Annotated in this window: 15 protein-coding genes; 4 read left to right on the top strand and 11 right to left on the bottom strand. The window is 62.9% G+C overall.

Annotated features, from left to right (window positions below; genetic code table 11):
- Genes F8197_RS26250 through F8197_RS26240 form a run of 3 tightly spaced genes read left to right on the top strand, consistent with a single transcriptional unit; the run spans position 1 to position 4,211 of the window.
- Positions 1-1,488, top strand: coding sequence for an aldehyde dehydrogenase (locus F8197_RS26250; protein WP_152884834.1), 1,488 nt, complete (start codon positions 1-3; stop codon positions 1,486-1,488).
- 18 nt (positions 1,489-1,506) lie between these two features.
- Positions 1,507-2,844, top strand: coding sequence for a glutamine synthetase family protein (locus F8197_RS26245; protein ID WP_152884831.1), 1,338 nt, complete (start codon positions 1,507-1,509; stop codon positions 2,842-2,844).
- Between the two features lie 8 nt (positions 2,845-2,852).
- Positions 2,853-4,211 (top strand): aspartate aminotransferase family protein, encoded by a 1,359-nt coding sequence (locus F8197_RS26240; protein ID WP_152884829.1) that lies wholly within the window; start codon positions 2,853-2,855, stop codon positions 4,209-4,211.
- Here F8197_RS26240 and panB read toward each other — a convergent pair.
- The 5 genes from panB to hda all read right to left on the bottom strand — a co-directional run bounded on the left by panB (position 4,208) and on the right by hda (position 8,636).
- The gene (gene panB, locus F8197_RS26235; RefSeq protein WP_193333575.1) at positions 4,208-5,089 is read right to left on the bottom strand and encodes a 3-methyl-2-oxobutanoate hydroxymethyltransferase; all 882 of its coding nucleotides are present in this window, start codon (positions 5,087-5,089) and stop codon (positions 4,208-4,210) included. The two genes, F8197_RS26240 and panB, sit on opposite strands and share 4 nt — an antisense overlap.
- An 83-nt stretch (positions 5,090-5,172) precedes the next feature.
- Positions 5,173-5,685 carry a 2-amino-4-hydroxy-6-hydroxymethyldihydropteridine diphosphokinase gene (gene folK / locus F8197_RS26230; protein WP_152884827.1) on the bottom strand — a complete coding sequence of 171 codons (513 nt, stop codon included), beginning with the start codon at positions 5,683-5,685 and terminating at the stop codon, positions 5,173-5,175.
- An 8-nt stretch (positions 5,686-5,693) separates the two neighbouring features.
- On the bottom strand, positions 5,694-7,286 hold the full coding sequence (gene pcnB, locus F8197_RS26225; protein ID WP_152884826.1) for a polynucleotide adenylyltransferase PcnB: 1,593 nt from the start codon (positions 7,284-7,286) through the stop codon (positions 5,694-5,696).
- Complete coding sequence (locus tag F8197_RS26220; protein ID WP_056138040.1) at positions 7,279-7,953, bottom strand: HAD family phosphatase; 675 nt, start codon at positions 7,951-7,953, stop codon at positions 7,279-7,281. Before F8197_RS26220 ends, pcnB begins: the two co-directional genes overlap by 8 nt.
- On the bottom strand, positions 7,950-8,636 hold the full coding sequence (gene hda, locus F8197_RS26215) for a DnaA regulatory inactivator Hda (protein ID WP_019923773.1): 687 nt from the start codon (positions 8,634-8,636) through the stop codon (positions 7,950-7,952). The genes F8197_RS26220 and hda overlap by 4 nt, the downstream gene beginning before the upstream one ends.
- A 252-nt stretch (positions 8,637-8,888) precedes the next feature.
- Here hda and purM point away from each other — a divergent pair, with 252 nt between their 5' ends.
- Positions 8,889-9,932 (top strand): phosphoribosylformylglycinamidine cyclo-ligase, encoded by a 1,044-nt coding sequence (purM, locus tag F8197_RS26210; protein ID WP_152884824.1) that lies wholly within the window; start codon positions 8,889-8,891, stop codon positions 9,930-9,932.
- 52 nt (positions 9,933-9,984) lie between these two features.
- Here purM and F8197_RS26205 read toward each other — a convergent pair whose 3' ends face one another.
- The 6 genes from F8197_RS26205 to F8197_RS26180 all read right to left on the bottom strand — a co-directional run bounded on the left by F8197_RS26205 (position 9,985) and on the right by F8197_RS26180 (position 15,964).
- Entirely contained in the window at positions 9,985-10,287 is a 303-nt protein-coding gene (locus F8197_RS26205) for a YkgJ family cysteine cluster protein (protein WP_152884823.1), read from the bottom strand.
- Between the two features lie 50 nt (positions 10,288-10,337).
- A complete protein-coding gene (locus F8197_RS26200) occupies positions 10,338-11,333 on the bottom strand; it encodes a hypothetical protein (RefSeq protein ID WP_152884821.1) in 996 nt (331 codons plus the stop codon).
- A gap of 11 nt (positions 11,334-11,344) precedes the next feature.
- Positions 11,345-11,935 carry a hypothetical protein gene (locus F8197_RS26195; RefSeq protein ID WP_152884819.1) on the bottom strand — a complete coding sequence of 197 codons (591 nt, stop codon included), beginning with the start codon at positions 11,933-11,935 and terminating at the stop codon, positions 11,345-11,347.
- Between the two features lie 42 nt (positions 11,936-11,977).
- Entirely contained in the window at positions 11,978-13,465 is a 1,488-nt protein-coding gene (locus tag F8197_RS26190) for a hypothetical protein (protein ID WP_227012429.1), read from the bottom strand.
- A gap of 148 nt (positions 13,466-13,613) precedes the next feature.
- Entirely contained in the window at positions 13,614-14,606 is a 993-nt protein-coding gene (locus F8197_RS26185) for a YafY family protein (RefSeq protein WP_152884815.1), read from the bottom strand.
- A gap of 143 nt (positions 14,607-14,749) precedes the next feature.
- Positions 14,750-15,964 (bottom strand): 6-phosphofructokinase, encoded by a 1,215-nt coding sequence (locus tag F8197_RS26180; protein WP_152884813.1) that lies wholly within the window; start codon positions 15,962-15,964, stop codon positions 14,750-14,752.
- Positions 15,965-16,001 lie beyond the last annotated feature (37 nt).

Genomic DNA, 16,001 nt, shown 5'->3' with positions numbered 1-16,001 from the left:
ATGACCGCAGCCTCGTGGCATGACCGCGCCGCCGCCGTCACACCGGACGGCCGCGCCCTGATCGGCGGCCAGCGCGTGTGGGCGCAGGGCGGCCAGCAGTTCGACAACCGTTCGCCCATCGACGGCCGCTCGCTGGGCATGGTGGCGCGCTGCGATGGCCAGGATATCGAAGCGGCAGTGGCCAGCGCCCGCGCCGCGTTCGAGGCGCGCGCGTGGGCCGGCAAGGCGCCGGCGCAGCGCAAGCGCGTCTTGATCAAGTTTGCCGATTTGATCCAGCAGCACGGCGCGGAGCTGGCGCTGCTCGAGACGCTCGACATGGGCAAGCCGATCAAGTACAGCCAGAGCGTGGACGTCGGCGGCGCCGCCAACTGCATCCGCTGGTACGGCGAGGCGATCGACAAGATCTACGACGAAATCGCGCCCACGGCCGACAGCAGCCTGGCCTTGATCACGCGCGAGCCGGTGGGCGTAGTCGGCGCCATCGTGCCGTGGAATTACCCGATGCTGATGGCCGCGTGGAAGATCGCGCCTGCGCTTGCTGCCGGCAACAGCGTGATATTGAAACCTTCAGAAAAATCGCCATTGACCGCGCTGCGCCTGGGCGACCTGGCGCTGCAGGCGGGCATTCCTGCCGGCGTGTTCAACGTGGTGCCCGGCTACGGCAACGAGGCAGGATCCGCGCTGGCATTGCACATGGATGTCGATTGCATTGCGTTCACCGGCTCCACCCCCGTGGGCAAGCAGATCATGCAGATGGCAGGGCAATCGAACCTCAAGCGCGCCTGGATGGAATTGGGCGGCAAGTCGGCCAACATCGTCTGCGCCGATTGCCCGGACCTCGATGCGGCGGTGGCTGCTGCCATCGGCTCGATCTATTTCAACCAGGGCCAGAGCTGCAACGCGCCGTCACGGCTGTTCGTGGAAGAGTCGATCCGGGAGCGCTTCCTGGAAAAGGCGCTGGCCATGATGCCGTCGTTCGCACCGGGCGATCCGCTCGACGAGAACACGGTGATGGGCGCCATCGTCGATGCCACCCAGCTCAATACCGTGATGGGTTATATCGAAGCCGGCAAGGCCGGTGGTGCGCGCCTGCTCGCTGGTGGCGCTCGCGTGCGAGACGGTACCGGCGGATTTTTTGTGGAGCCCACCCTGTTCGACCAGGTGGAGAGCGGCATGACCATCGCGCGCGAAGAGATTTTCGGACCGGTGCTGTCGGTACTGAGCTTTACCGACTTGAGCGACGCAATCAGGCAGGCCAATGGCACCGTGTACGGTCTGCACGCAGCGGTATGGACGTCGGATTTGACGAAAGCGGTGCAGACCTCGCGTGCGCTGCGGGCCGGCACCGTGCACGTGAACCAGTACGACAACGACGACATCACCGTGCCGTTCGGCGGCTACAAGCAGTCGGGCAATGGCCGCGACAAGTCGCTGCACGCGTTCGACAAGTACACCGAGCTGAAAACCACCTGGATCCAGATCGGCTAAACCACCGGGAGAGCGGTCATGACGCAGGCGATGAAGGATTTTCTGCGCGAGCGTAACATCCACGAAGTCGAATGCGTGATCGCCGACATGACCGGTATCGCGCGCGGCAAAATCCTGCCCAAGGACCTGTTCTTGGGCGAGGGCGAAATGCGCCTGCCCAAGAGCGTGCTACTGAATACCGTCAACGGTGAGCAGCCCAACAACCGGCCCTACGTGGGCGTGACCGACCCGGACATGATCTGCGTGCCCGATCCGGCCACCCTGCGGCAAGTGCCGTGGGCGGCGGAAAACGTCGCGCTGGTCATCCACGACTGCCAGAATTTCGACGGCACGCCGGTGGGCCTGTCGCCGCGCGCGGTGCTGCGCCAGGTGCTCAAGCTGTACGCCGGGCAAGGCTGGCAGCCGGTGGTGGCGCCGGAGCTGGAGTTCTACCTGGTGGCGCGCAGCAGCAATCCGCACGAGCCGCTTACGCCGCCGCTGGGGCGCAGCGGCAAGGTGGAATCGGGCCGGCAATCGTATTCGATCGACGCCGTCAACGATTTCGATCCGTTCTTCCTCGAGCTGTCCACCTTCTGCAAGCAGCACCAGTTGGGCGTGGAAACGCTGATCCACGAAGCGGGCGCCGGCCAGATGGAAATCAATTTTACCCACGGCGAGGCGCTGGAGCTGGCCGACCGCGTGTTCCTGTTCAAGCGCGCCGTGCGCGAGACGGCGCTACGGCACGGCATCTTCGCCACCTTCATGGCCAAGCCGATGGAAGCGGAGCCGGGCAGCGCCATGCACATCCACCAGAGCGTGCTCGCTGCAGCCACCGGCGCCAATATCTTCAGCAATGCTGACGGCAGCGCCAGCGGCCTGTTTTTCAGCTATATCGCCGGTCTCGAACAATTCGCGCCGGCGGCCACCTTGCTGTTTGCGCCGCACGTCAATTCGTACCGGCGCCTGTCGCGCTTCATGTCGGCGCCGACCAATGTGCACTGGGGTTACGACAACCGCACCTGCGGGCTGCGCATCCCCAACTCCACGCCGGCCAACCGGCGCGTGGAAAACCGCGTGCCGGGCGTGGACGTCAACCCATACCTGGCCATGGCCGCCACGCTGGCCTGCGGCTACCTGGGCATGACGCAAGGGCTGACCGCCTCGCCGCCGATGGCCGGCAGCGCCGAGCAGGTGCACGACCACCTGCCGCGCAACCTGGAGGACGCGATAAACCGCCTGCGCGAATGCGCGCCGCTGCGCGATATCCTGGGCGACCTGTTCGTGGCAGCATTCTGCGAAGTGAAGGAGCTTGAATTTGCCACCTACAGCCGCGTGATCAGCTCCTGGGAGCGCGAGCACCTGATGCTGCTGGTGTAGGAGGGCGCATGGCTACCCGCGACGGATTGAACTGGCCCCGCGTGCAAGCGCTGGCCGCGCGCGAACGCGGCGACTATATCGCCCGCCATCCGGCATCCCAAGTCCTGGCTGCACAAGCGGCGCAGCACCTGCTGTTCGGCGTGCCGATGCACTGGATGAACGACTGGTCCACGCCGTTCCCGTTGACGGTGGCCGAAGCCTCGGGCGCACACTTTATCGACGCCGACGGCATGCAATATGCCGACTTCTGCTTCGGCGACACCGGCGCCATGTTCGGCCACGCCCCGGCTCCCGTGGCTGCCGCCATCGCGCGCCAGGCCGCGCGTGGCTACACGGCGATGCTGCCTTCAAACGATGCCGCACCGGTGGCAGCAGAACTGGCGCGCCGCTTCGGCCTGCCGTACTGGCAGTTCGCATTATCCGCTTCGGACGCCAACCGCTTCATGCTGCGCTGGCTGCGCGCAGCCACGGGCCGCAGCAAGATCCTGGTATTCAACGGCTGCTACCACGGCACCGTGGACGATGTGTTTGTGGACCTGAAGAATGGCGTACTGGTGCAGCGCGCCAGCCTGCTGGGCCAGGTGCACGACCTGACCGCACACACGGTGGTCGTGGAGTTCAACGACCTGGCTGCGCTGGACGCTGCACTAAGCGCTGGCGATGTCGCCTGCGTGCTGGCCGAACCGGTGATGACCAACGTCGGCATGGTGCTGCCGCAGCCCGGTTACTGGCAGGCGGCAGCGGACATCATCGCGCGCCACGGCACGCTGCTGGTGATCGACGAAACCCACACCATCAGCAGCGGCCCCGGTGGCTATGCGCAAGCACACGGCATGCGGCCCGACGCCGTGGTGATCGGCAAGCCGCTGGCCGGGGGCCTGCCTTGCGCGGCGTACGGCATGACTGAGGAACTGGCGCGCCGGGTGGAACACGCCAAGCGCAGCGCCCCGGCCGGCCACTCGGGCATCGGCACCACGCTGTCGGCCAACATGTTCGCCATGGCCGTCATGCGCGCCAACCTGGAGCAGGTGATGACGGCGGCGGCCTATACACAGATGTTCGCCTTGGCGCAGCAACTGGCCGACGGCCTGCGTGCCAGCATCGCGAAGCACGGTTTGCCATGGTGCGTGACGCAAGTGGGCGCTCGCACCGAATTCCAGTTCGGCCCCGTACCACCGCCTGACGGCAGCGCGGCAATGGCACTGATGGACGAGGAGTTGGAGCAGGCCATCCACCTGACTCTGCTCAATCGCGGCGTACTGATCACGCCATTCCACAACATGCTGCTGGTGTGTCCGGCCACCAGCGAAGAGGATTTGCAGCGCTTGCTACAGGCATTCGACGATTGCCTGGCAGCCCTGCTTTAGAAGCAGTGCTCGAGCGCCGGGAAGCTGCCGTCCTTCACCGCGCCCACGTACGCGGTGATGGCGCCGTCGATGCTGGTCTGGCCGTCCATGAAGTTTTTCACGAAGCGCGCCTTGCGGCCGGGGAAGACGCCGAGCAGGTCGTGCATCACCAGCACCTGGCCCGAGCAGTCGGGGCCCGCGCCGATGCCGATGGTGGGTACGGTCAGCAGGTCGGTCACTTCCTTGCCCAACGCGGCGGGGATGGCTTCGAGCAGCACCACTGCGGCGCCGGCCGCTTGCAGGGCCATGGCGTCGCGCTTGAGCAGTTCGGCGCTGTCGGCGGTTTTGCCTTGTACCTTGTAGCCACCCAGCTGGTGCACCGATTGTGGCGTCAGGCCCAGGTGGGCGCAGATCGGCACGCCGCGCTCGGTCAGGAAGCGCACGGTGTCGGCCAGCCAGGCGCCGCCTTCGATCTTGATCATGTGGGCGCCGGCCTGCATCAGCAGCACGGCGTTGTGGTACGCGGTTTCGGGCGTGCCGTACGAACCGAACGACAGGTCGGCCATGACCATTGCCGACTTGCTGCCGCGCGCAACGGCCGCCGTGTGATAGGCCAGTTCGGCCACCGTGACCGGCAGCGTCGACGGGTGGCCATTGCAGACCATGCCCAGCGAGTCGCCAATGAGCAGGATCTCGACGCCGCAGCGGTCCATCAGCGAGGCGAAGCTGGCGTCGTAGCAGGTGAGCATGGCGATTTTTTCACCGCGTGCACGCAGCTCGGCCAGCGTGTGGATGGTCACTGCCTTGGTGGCGGCCGACTTGGCCGGTGCAGGTGCTGGCACGTTGGCGGCGGGCTTTTGGCTCGCGGCCAGTTCGTTTCCTTGCAAATAACCAGACATGGTAATCCTTTAAAAATGGGGGCAGACGGCGCTAGTGTAGCGGTAACCGCTGGCGTCTGCCCGGAGGTCGAAAGTTGATGCGGTCAGAGGGCGGAGATACCCTGGTCTGCGACTGCCGCAAGAAAATCCTGCGCCGCGCCGTGACCGGGAATATGGATGGCCGGGGCCAGTTCGAGCAGCGGTACCAGCACGAAGGCGCGCTCGGTGATGCGTGGATGCGGCACGCTCAAGGCCGGGGTGTCGATCACGGTGTCGCCATACAGCAGCAGGTCCAGGTCCAGCGTGCGCGGGGCGTTGCGGTAGGGACGTTCGCGCCCGTGCGCCTGCTCGATAGCGTGCAGGTCGCGCAGCAGGGCCTCGGCATCGAGCGTGGTGGCGATGCGCGCCACCGCGTTGATGTAGTCGTCGCCGCTGGAGTCGATGGGGGCCGTGCGGTACAGGCTGGAGGTGGCCATCAGCGTGCAGCCCGCGAGCTTTTGCAGGCGCTCGAAGGCGTCGGCCACGTTGGCGCGGGCGTCGCCAAGGTTGGCGCCGATGCCGATGTAGGCGATGGTGAAGGCGAAGCTGCCTTCATCCGGTTTGGCGATGATGCTCATGACTGCACTCAGTCGTGATCGGAACCCGCGCCGCCGGCACCGCCATTGCCGCCGTTGCCACCATTGCCGGCACCGGGCGTGCCGCTTTCGGCAGCCGCCGCATGACCACGGGCGCGGCTGCGGCGTGGTGCACGCTTGCGCTTGGGCGCTTCGCCGGTGCGGGCCGGCGCATCGGCGTAATCATCGTCACCGGCTGCGCCGGTAGCATCCGGGGCACCGGATGCACCGAAACCGCCAGCGCCACCTGCACGCGAAGCACCTGCACGCGAAACACCGGCAGCACCGGCGCCACCAGCACCAGCACCAGCAGCACGCGGAGGACGCGGCGCCCGGCTGGCGCTGGCGATCAACGCCTCGCGGCCGGCTTCATCGGATTCGTAGAACGCGGTCCACCATTCGCCCAGTTCGGCATCGATTTCGCCCGACGCGCAGCGCAGCAGCAGGAAGTCGTAGCCGGCGCGGAAGCGCAGGTGTTCGAGCAGCTTGTGCGGGGCCTTGCCGGTGCGGCGCTCGAAGCGTGGCTGCATCGACCAGATGTCGCGCATGTCGGTGCCGATCTTGCGTTGCAGCGCCAGTTTTTCAGTTTGCGAATCGAGCACGTCGTCGGCGGCCAGGTGCAGCGCGGGAATCGTCTGCTCGCCGGCTGCGCGGTACGCGGTCCATTTTTCCAGCACCTGGTGCCACAGCAGCGACGCAAACAGGAAGCCGGGCGAGACGGTCTTGCCGACGGCGATGCGGGCGTCGGTCGAGTCCAGCGCCAGCGTGACGAACTTGAAGCCCATCGGCTGCTCCAGCACCACGTCGAGCAGCGGCAGCAGGCCGTGGTGCAAGCCTTCCTTGCGCAGCTGCTGCAGGCAGGCCAGTGCATGGCCGCTCATGAGCAGCTTGAGCATCTCGTCGAACACGCGCGCGGCCGGCACGTTGTCGATCAGCGGCGCCATCAGCGCGATTGGCGCGGCAGTGGTGGGCTCGATCGTGAATTTTAGCTTGGCCGCAAAGCGCACCACGCGCAGCATGCGCACCGGGTCTTCGCGGTAGCGCGCCTCGGGCTGGCCGATGATGCGCAGGGTTTTCGCGCGGATGTCTTCGATGCCGCCGTGGTAGTCGAGTACCTGCTGGTTCGCCGGGTTGTAGTACATGGCGTTGATGGTGAAGTCGCGCCGCACCGCGTCCTCCGCCTGCGAGCCGAAGGTGTTGTCGCGCAGGACGCGGCCATGTTCGTCCTTGGGCGCGTTGTCCGACGTGGTGCCACGGAAGGTGGTCACCTCCAGCAAGTCCTGGCCGAACATCACGTGCACGATCTGGAACCGCTTGCCGATGATGAACGCGCGGCGGAACAGTTTTCGTACCTGCTCCGGCGTGGCGTTGGTGGCGATGTCGAAGTCCTTGGGTTTGACGCCCAGCAGCAGGTCGCGCACTGCGCCGCCCACCACGAACGCTTCGAAGCCGGCTTCCTGCAAGGTGCTGGTGACGCGTACCGCGTTGTTCGACAGCAGTTTCGGATCGATGCCATGCGCGTCCGGACCCAGCACCACGGGGGTATTGGTGTCGCGCACCTTGGTCTTGGTGCCCAGGATTTTGCGGATCAGTTTCTTAATCATTGAACAGTTCAATCAGTTGCCAGCCTTGGGCGGTGGCGTGCGTTTTCAGGGTGGCGTTGGCATTGGTGGCCACCGGGTGGCTCACCAGCGACATCAGGGGCAGGTCGTTGTGCGAGTCGCTGTAGAAGTGGACCGTGTCGAAATCCGCGAAAGTCTTGCCCATCTTGTCCAGCCACGCTTCGGTATGGGTGATCTTGCCCTTGCCCTGGGTGGGCGTGCCCAGCAGCCGGCCGGTGACATTGCCGTCCGCGTCCAACTCGGGCATGGCGGCGATCAGGTGCTCCACGCCCAGCGCGCGGGCGATCGGCTCGGTGACGAAATGGTTGGTGGCCGTGACGATGGCGACCAAATCTCCGGCATCCTGGTGCTGCTTGAGCAGCGCCAGCGCGGCGGGGCGGATGTTGGGCACGATCACCTCGGTCATGAATTGCGCACGCATCTCGTCCAGTTTGGCGCGTGGGAACCGGGCCAGCGTACCGAGCGCGAATTCGAGATATTCCACCGGGTCGATGGTGCCGGCCTGGTACTGGGCGTAGAAGGCATCGTTGCGGCGGGCGAACTCGACGGCATCGACAGCGCCGAGGCGGACCAGGAACTCGCCCCACTCGTGGTCGGAGTCGATGGGCAGCAGGGTGTGGTCGAGGTCAAATAAGGCGAGTTTTTTCATTCTTTTGCTTCCGCCTGCAACCACTCGCGCAACAGCGGCAGCGTGATCGGGCGTTGGGTTTCCAGTGAATATTGATCCAGCGAATCGAGCATGGTCGAAAGGGAACTCATGTCTCGCTGGAAATGAGATAAGAGGTAGGGTATCACGCCCGGCGACAGCGTCAAGCCGCGCGCGGTGGCGGCCGCACCCAGGGCGGCGACCTTTTCATCGTCGGTCAAGCCATGCACCTGGTAGATCAGGCCCCAACCCATGCGGGTGCGCAAATCTTCGCGCACCGGCAACACCGCCGGGGCCACCGCGCCGCTGCACACCATGAAGGCATTGTTGGCGCGGATTTCGTTAAACAGGGCAAAGGCGTCGATCTGCGCGACCGGCGACAGCTTTTCGCAGTCGTCGAGCAGGTACAGGTCAACGTCGGGGGAATAGACGAATTCGGTTTCGATCGAGAACGGCGAGATGTAGCGCGCACGCAATTGCTCGGCCTCGCCGCCGGCCGAGGCCAGGGCTTTCAACAGGTGGGTCTTGCCCACGCCCGCGTTACCCCACAGATAGGCGAAGTGCTCGCGCGCCGTGCGCGAGGCGAACTGGGCCAGCAGCGCCATTGCCTCGGCATTTTGGCCAACCTCGAAGGCGTCGAGGCTGTGCGGCTGGTCCGCGCCCAAATCGAGCACCAGCTGCTTCATGGTGTTCGTCCTGTTGTGTTCATCTGCATAACGTCGTGCTTGTCATTTTTCTTGTTAACGTTATGCATTATAGAAGGTGCCGCCCCCACAACTGGCCGAAACGCTGTTTGTTTTCGCTTCCACGAGCAGAAAAATGGCGGCAAATGGCATAAAAAGGGATTTTGACGGGGCAGTTTGATAAAATAGCGGATTGACCGGGCCATAAAAACGGTCTCCGCCTTCTATTTTACCGCCTCCGCTGCGAAATACACCATGAGCCAACCTTCAAATGTTTCCCTGTCCTACCGTGACGCCGGCGTCGATATCGATGCTGGTGACGCCTTAGTCGAAGCGATCAAGCCATTTGCCAAGCGCACCCTGCGCGAAGGCGTGTTGGGCGGCCTCGGTGGTTTCGGCGCCATGTTCGAGATCAGCAAGAAGTTCAAGGAGCCGGTCCTGGTCTCGGGCACCGACGGCGTGGGCACCAAGCTCAAGCTGGCGTTTGAGCTGAACCGTCACGACACGGTCGGCATCGACCTGGTGGCCATGAGCGTCAATGACATCCTGGTGCAGGGCGCCGAGCCGCTGTTCTTCCTCGACTATTTCGCCTGCGGCAAGCTCGACGTGGCCATCGCCACCGACGTCATCAAGGGCATCGCCCAAGGTTGCGAACAAGCCGGTTGCGCGCTGATCGGCGGCGAAACCGCTGAAATGCCAAGCATGTACCCGGCCGGCGAATACGACCTGGCCGGTTTCGCGGTCGGTGCGGTGGAAAAATCGCAAATCATCGACGGCACCAAGATTGCCCCGGGCGACATCATCCTGGGCCTGGCCTCGTCGGGCGTGCACTCCAACGGTTACTCGCTGGTGCGCAAGATCATCGAAGTCGCGAAACCGGACCTGGAAGGCGACTTCCACGGCCGCAAGCTGGCCGACGTGCTGATGCAGCCTACCCGCATCTACGTCAAGCCGCTGCTGGCGCTGATGGCGTCGCTGGAAGTCAAAGGCATGGTCCACATCACCGGTGGCGGCCTGGTCGAAAACATCCCACGCGTGCTGCAGCCTGGCCTGGTAGCCGAGCTGGACGGCAAATCGTGGACCATGCCACCGCTGTTCACCTGGCTGCAACAGCACGGCGGCGTGGCCGACGCTGAAATGCACCGCGTGTTCAACTGCGGTATCGGCATGACCGTGATCGTCTCGCAAGAGAACGCGGCAGCAGCGATTGCCCAGCTGGAAGCAGCTGGCGAAACCGTGTACACCATCGGCAAGATCCGCGCGCGCGTGGGTGACGAGCACCAGACTATCGTGGTGTAACACGGTATTGGTCGTGTCGAAAAAAAGCCGTTCAGCTGCTGAACGGCTTTTTTTACGACGGTTGTCGATGGTGCGGATCGGCCGCCTGTTTTATTTCCATGTCGGCAAGCGTTTGGCACACCTGGCTATTGAGTTCGATAAACTCGCTCCAGCTATACACTTTGGCATAGTGGGTGTCGTAATGGAGCTCCACCCGGCAAATATCTGGACGCTGCGCATAGATCGTGCAGCCTTTCGAGGTAGTGTCGTAATGCCGGCATGTGCCATCGCCGCGATCGAGAAAGCGGGTTGCTTCCGCCATATCGACTTTTTGGCAGCATAGGCCGCATTGCGAACAGGGGAACGGCTGCCGCATGGCGGGCCGCTCCTCTCCGGTTGAAAACGTGGTCACCGGTACGCCAGCTTTCAGGCGGCCAGGCCGGAGATTTCGTTGACGCGTTTCTCGGTCGCCAACAACAGGTTGCCGTCCTGGTCCAGGATCGGCGTGTCGATCATTGCTTTCAGCAACTGGGCAAATTTCACCGAGCGCATCACCGCCTCGCGCGCTTCAACCGGGAAGCGCCGGAAGTCCTCGCCATGGTTGCCAATGGCGCCGTCGAGATCGCTGACGGCGCGCCGCAGATGGCTGCTGATTTTCGAGAACGTGACATTTGCCAGCGCCGATACGTGCTCAATGGTGGCAAGTTTTTTGGACATCAACTCGGCTTCGTCGCGCACGGTTCTTGCCTGCTCCATGTTGCTGCGCGCATTGTTCAGTGCTTCCTCCCCCTTGTTGCCGACAATGTGGCCGAAGATGGCCAGGGCCGGTCCCATTACGATGCCGCCCAGCACCATGCTGCCCAATGCCATACCGCCGCCGCCGGCCGCCAGGGAGCCGCCGCCGAGCCAGGCCAGGGTGGCATTGGTCGCTGCCGCGCCGGTCAGCGTGGAGATCGCGGTGCCGGTGCTGGCGGTCGCCAGCAGCATGGTGCCGTTGTAGGCGCCAAACGCCAGCGCGGCGCCGCCACCGAGGCCGGAGCCCAGCCCCAGGCCCGAGCTTTTCAGCAAGGCGTAGTCATCGCGCAATTCCTGCAGCGACACCGAAGAAAAATCCCCGAGATTTAATTTGTCGAGTTCAGGGGTATGAATTTCCTCGACATGCTTGAGGCGGCCAAAGCTGGCAATAAAGTCGGCGATGATGCCGTTGAAAGCGCGCAACTTGCGGGTGCCATAGTCTTCCAGCACCGCGTTGGTTGCCTTGCGTTGCGTCTCGACTTTTTCGCTGGCGGCATTGGCGATCGACCGGGCGCTGTCATTGATGTCGCCGGCCTTGTTGTGGTCAATGGCGCCACTCACGCCTTTGTAAGCGCCGTACAGTGCGGAGCCGATGGCGATACCGCCAAGAATGATTGGGATAGGCATGATGTTGCTCCTTATTCGAGAATGATGGCGAGGGTCTTCTGTGCTTCGCGGTGCGTGCATTGGGCGCGCTCCAGCAAATCGGTGAAGACATGGTTTTCCAGCTGGTAGTGATATTTGACTTCGTCCAGCAACTGCCAGGTGATCGCTGAAATGGTGCCTTGCGCAAGGGCCAGCAGCATCAGTTCAAACAGCATCACCTTGGGCACCGCTGGCGTCGCGGCCTGCTGGCCCTTGACGATATCGCGCAGGACATCGAATGCGGCGGTGGCGCGGGCTGCGGCATCTTCCAGCGTGCCTACGGGAAGCTTGTCCAGCCGCTTGAGCATTGCGTTTTCGATGTGGTTTGCGTTGCGGGCGCCGGTGAACAATGCGAACATTTTTCCATTGCTGCTCAGGTCGCACTGCCACACCAGTTCATTGATGGCATCCAGGTCGCGCTGTTCGCGGTGGATGAACAGCGTGGTCGAAAACGACGGATGGGCGCCACCGCCCCGGGTCGTTTCCGTGTCGTTGCGCGAGACCGGCTTGTCGGCCAGGGTCAACAATTCCGCGATGCTCAGAAAGATGCGTTTGTCTTCCGGCGATAACTGCTTCAGTAGCATGAATAACTCCAGCAAATGGATGTGTGAAAAGAATCGTATGGATTACAGGCACAGCGGCTGGTCCGACAGCATGAAGTCGTCGAACCCCGCCAGGGTCTCGAACTGCAGGTGCTTGCCCAGCAGCGTGGCGTAATGATTGATGGCGGCCGCCAGCGCGTCGGTGTTGCCATTAGCTGTTGCTTCGACTGCGGCGAACAGCGAGCGCGTGTCGTGATGCAATTGGGCGAATTCGCGTGCGATGAACGCGTCGAGCGCAGCCTGCTCCTCCGCGATGCGGGCCCGTGCACTGGTTTCGATGGCACGCACGCGCGCCAGGTTCTCACCGGAAGCACGGGCCCCTTTCGCTGCATCGACCGCACTTTGGTAGAACAGGGATGAGAGCGTATAACCCACCATGCCGCCGATGGCCGCACCGACAAACGGAATGGGAATGGCGATCTGGCCGAGCGCCGCCATCATGCCACTCGATAGCAGGCCCGCGCCTTTTTCGCCGACCTCCATTAACAGTTCCGTTTCGTCGATGTCGCCTTCGACATACCGCTTGATGGTGCAGCCCAACGAGACACAGACCGCAACCACCATCGTGGGGGCGCTGGTGTTGGCCAGACCGCGCAGGGCCTGGTGGGACGACTGTTGCATGCCGGCCTTGATGAAGGCGCCGGCAGCGGCTGTTCCATAGCCGAACGCCCCCGCTTTCAACGCATCCTGTCCCACTTCCACGCCGGCCTGGCGCAGGGTCGTTTCGCCCTGCACGACCGCGAAGGAATTTTTGAGCAGGGAAATGCAGCCACCGATCAGTGCACCGAATTTTGCGCCTTCCACACCTGCCCGATGGCTGGTACGGGCCATGTCGCGCAAGGTTGCCAGCTCGGGGTGTTTGCGGTAAAAAATCGCCTGTTCCGTCGTCAGGCCGCTGTCGCGGATATTGCCGGCCAGTTCATCGTAGTTGGCCGCTTCAGCGCGGAGTTTGGCCGCCACGTCCGCCTTGCCGTGTTGTTCCACTGCCGCCGCACGCTCCCGCAACGCTTCCGCTTGTTGCTGGCAAATCGCCTTCGCTTCCGTGTACTGCTCTGACGGTAATTCGAGCAACACGCCGCGGTAGCGGGCAAACTTGCCGTCAGGACGCGCAATTGCCTTGAGCAACTGGTCGGGATGACCGACAAATTTCATCTGGGCCTGGGTGCCCTCGATGATCTTGCCGTCGATGAGCTGGACACGATCAACGACATTGTGGTTCCTGCCGTACTGTGACAGGTCATCGCTGCGCGAGCTGCGCACCGGGGAGCGCTTGATGATGGCCTCGGCATTGTCGCGGCTGGTGGCAGCAATTTCGGCGGAGAAGCCCGCTTGCTGCTTGATGTTGTCGAGCGCCGCTTTTTCCGAATCGGTGCAGACCTGATATTGCGCGATGCCGGCCAGACTTCGGGAAAATGTCTGACCTGTCTGGTAATCGACACCTTGGTAGCCCTTGATAAATTCGGCACTGGCATTACCGAAACGTTCCACGGTTTCGCGTGCCGACAGCGCCACGCCAGCGCGTATCGCACCGGCGCGGCGTTCGCCTTCCCGCGCTTGCTGCTGTACTGTTTCGGTGCTTGAATGACGCGTGGCTTCAGGAATACTCATATTTTCGCCTGGTGGAAATCAGTGGGGGAAGTGGACATGAAAACATTGTCTTTCATGGCGACGACAACTTGTGTCGCAGCAATGTCGGGTAGGCAGGCTCACGCCGGATATTGCGGATCTTGTTGCCAAAACCGTTTAACCACCATTGCAATTGTTCGGTATCGACCAGCGTTGCACTGACGTCCATGCAGCCATCATGTTCGACAATCTGCTGGTCATGCGACAGCGGTGACTCTCGCAAATGGCGTCCGGCATCGCTGTCGATACAAAAGCTCAGGCAGATATGCTGGCCATTACCCATGCCCATGTTCCCTTCTGCATCGTATTGCTCGAGGTCGAAATCAGACGGACGCTCGAACGTCCGGTCCGTCATGCGGGCTGAGGCAATCCGATGCAGTGCCAGTGTTCGCTCATTGTCGTAGCCTGCATAGCGACACACCAGATACAGCCGAACACCTTGCTGAGCTAAGCCTAGCGGCATCACGCTGGCACACTTGTGCTGGCCGGCGGCATTGCGGTATTCGATGTCCAGCCAGACATCGGCATACAGCGCATTGCTGACACTCTCGAAGATGTCGGGGTCGATTTTTGGTGGCAGCAGCGGTTGCGTGGCACTGACAACGCACACCTTCCTGAGCCAACGCTGTGCTGGCTTTTCGGGGCTAGTCGTCTCAAAATTGGAACGCGCTTGTTGGAAAAAGCCTTCCATAGACTTCATCAACCGGCTTGGGAGCAAATTGCGCAGTTGTTGCTCAGCGAGCAGGAGCAGCAGTGATTCCTGCTCGCTGAGCACAGGCAGCGACAGTCCACTGGCGTGCTCTTTCCAGCGATAGCCATAGGGCTTGCTGCGTTCGTCGCGTTCGATGTCAAAATGCTCGGTCAGCATATCCAACTGGCGTTGGATGGTGCGGAGATCACGCTCCACTCCCGCGTTCAGCAACTGTTGATGCAACTGCACAGCGGTGATGCGCCGCTTTCGCGGAATCCGACGGAGCAACTCAATGGTGACGAGCGTGGTTTCGAGAGACTGAGGGCGCTTGGACATTCGATCAGGGGCAAGACGACAGCCGCGCCTCGCGCTGGCATCTCACCATAATGTTAGTGAACTGACTATAGCATATCAGTTCTAAAATGCAACATTATTATTTTAATTTGGAAACATTATGTGATTTTAGGCATGCTACAACACTATGCTCTCAGAATGCGCGTAACCGGCGCCGGCCGCAGCCGGAACGCATCGGGCATGCCCGACCCCAGCAGCGGGCGCAGATACATGCGGAACGCATCGGTCACATCGGTGCCGCTGGCGCTAATGAATTCGTCCTCCATCACCCGCGTCTTGCCGGCCACGTCCTGCAAGGCCTGCAATTCGTAATCGACCGAGTAGAAGCCGGTGCGCTTGATGGCGACCGAGCCGTCGCGGTCGCCCCACATGGCGAACTGCACCGCTTTTTCTCCCACTTCGCGCGCCTCGCGCTGATCGACGTCCGAGACGCAGCCGATGAACGAGCGCTGCAAGTAGCCGAAGGTATCGCCGCGCACGCGCTTGATGCCAAGCTTGGCCTTGATCTCGTCGCACAGCAAATCGGCCAGCGCACCGGTGCCCGACAGTTGCACATTGCCGTGGGCGTCGCGCTCGACTTCCTGCGACAGCAGGGTGGCGATTGCCGCGCCCGAGGCGTCGTGGATGCCCTCCGATACTGCCACCACGCAGCGTCCGTAGCGCGCATACACATCTTTGACGTCGCGCAAAAACTGGTCGAGAGAAAACACCCGTTCGGGCAGGTAGATCAGGTGCGGGCCGTCGTCCGGGAATTTTTTGCCAAGGGCGGCAGCGGCAGTGAGGAAACCGGCATGGCGGCCCATCACCACGCCGACATAGACGCCGGGCAGCGCGGCATTGTCGAGGTTGGCGCCGGCAAACGCTTGCGCGACGAAGCGCGCAGCGGACGGAAAGCCCGGCGTGTGATCGTTGCCGACCAGGTCGTTGTCGATGGTCTTGGGGATGTGGATGCAGCGCAGCGCGTAGTTGGCCTGTTGCGCCTGCTCGCTGACGATGCGCACGGTGTCGGACGAATCGTTGCCGCCGATATAGTAAAACTGCTCGATCTCGTGGGCGCGCAGCACCTTGAAGATTTCGGCGCAGTAGGCCATATCGGGCTTGTCGCGGGTGGAACCTAGCGCCGATGACGGCGTGGCGGCTACCATTTCCAGGTTCTGGCTGGTTTCGCGCGTCAAGTCCACCAGGTTCTCGTCGATGATGCCGCGCACGCCGTGCATGGCGCCGTACACGCGGGTGCAGTCGCGAAAGCGCCGCGCTTCGAGCACCACGCCGGCCAGCGACTGGTTGATCACGGCGGTGGGCCCGCCCCCTTGCGCTACCAGGATTTTGCCTGACGTCATGGTGTCTCCTCCATTATCAAGAAACCTGACTATACCC

Origin of the sequence: Duganella sp. FT27W (assembly GCF_009295655.1) — a bacterium.
In the GTDB taxonomy this organism is placed as follows: Bacteria; Pseudomonadota; Gammaproteobacteria; order Burkholderiales; family Burkholderiaceae_D; genus Rugamonas; species Rugamonas zoogloeoides.
This window is presented reverse-complemented; position numbering and strand designations above follow the sequence as displayed.

Bases quoted from the DNA above. Each gene is read 5' to 3' on its own strand.
- F8197_RS26250 (WP_152884834.1), top strand. From the start codon at position 1: ATGACCGCAGCCTCGTGGCATGACCGCGCCGCCGCCGTCACACCGGAC.
- F8197_RS26245 (WP_152884831.1), top strand. From the start codon at position 1,507: ATGACGCAGGCGATGAAGGATTTTCTGCGCGAGCGTAACATCCACGAA.
- F8197_RS26240 (WP_152884829.1), top strand. From the start codon at position 2,853: ATGGCTACCCGCGACGGATTGAACTGGCCCCGCGTGCAAGCGCTGGCC.
- panB (WP_193333575.1), bottom strand. From the start codon at position 5,089: ATGTCTGGTTATTTGCAAGGAAACGAACTGGCCGCGAGCCAAAAGCCC.
- folK (WP_152884827.1), bottom strand. From the start codon at position 5,685: ATGAGCATCATCGCCAAACCGGATGAAGGCAGCTTCGCCTTCACCATC.
- pcnB (WP_152884826.1), bottom strand. From the start codon at position 7,286: ATGATTAAGAAACTGATCCGCAAAATCCTGGGCACCAAGACCAAGGTG.
- F8197_RS26220 (WP_056138040.1), bottom strand. From the start codon at position 7,953: ATGAAAAAACTCGCCTTATTTGACCTCGACCACACCCTGCTGCCCATC.
- hda (WP_019923773.1), bottom strand. From the start codon at position 8,636: ATGAAGCAGCTGGTGCTCGATTTGGGCGCGGACCAGCCGCACAGCCTC.
- purM (WP_152884824.1), top strand. From the start codon at position 8,889: ATGAGCCAACCTTCAAATGTTTCCCTGTCCTACCGTGACGCCGGCGTC.
- F8197_RS26205 (WP_152884823.1), bottom strand. From the start codon at position 10,287: ATGCGGCAGCCGTTCCCCTGTTCGCAATGCGGCCTATGCTGCCAAAAA.
- F8197_RS26200 (WP_152884821.1), bottom strand. From the start codon at position 11,333: ATGCCTATCCCAATCATTCTTGGCGGTATCGCCATCGGCTCCGCACTG.
- F8197_RS26195 (WP_152884819.1), bottom strand. From the start codon at position 11,935: ATGCTACTGAAGCAGTTATCGCCGGAAGACAAACGCATCTTTCTGAGC.
- F8197_RS26185 (WP_152884815.1), bottom strand. From the start codon at position 14,606: ATGTCCAAGCGCCCTCAGTCTCTCGAAACCACGCTCGTCACCATTGAG.
- F8197_RS26180 (WP_152884813.1), bottom strand. From the start codon at position 15,964: ATGACGTCAGGCAAAATCCTGGTAGCGCAAGGGGGCGGGCCCACCGCC.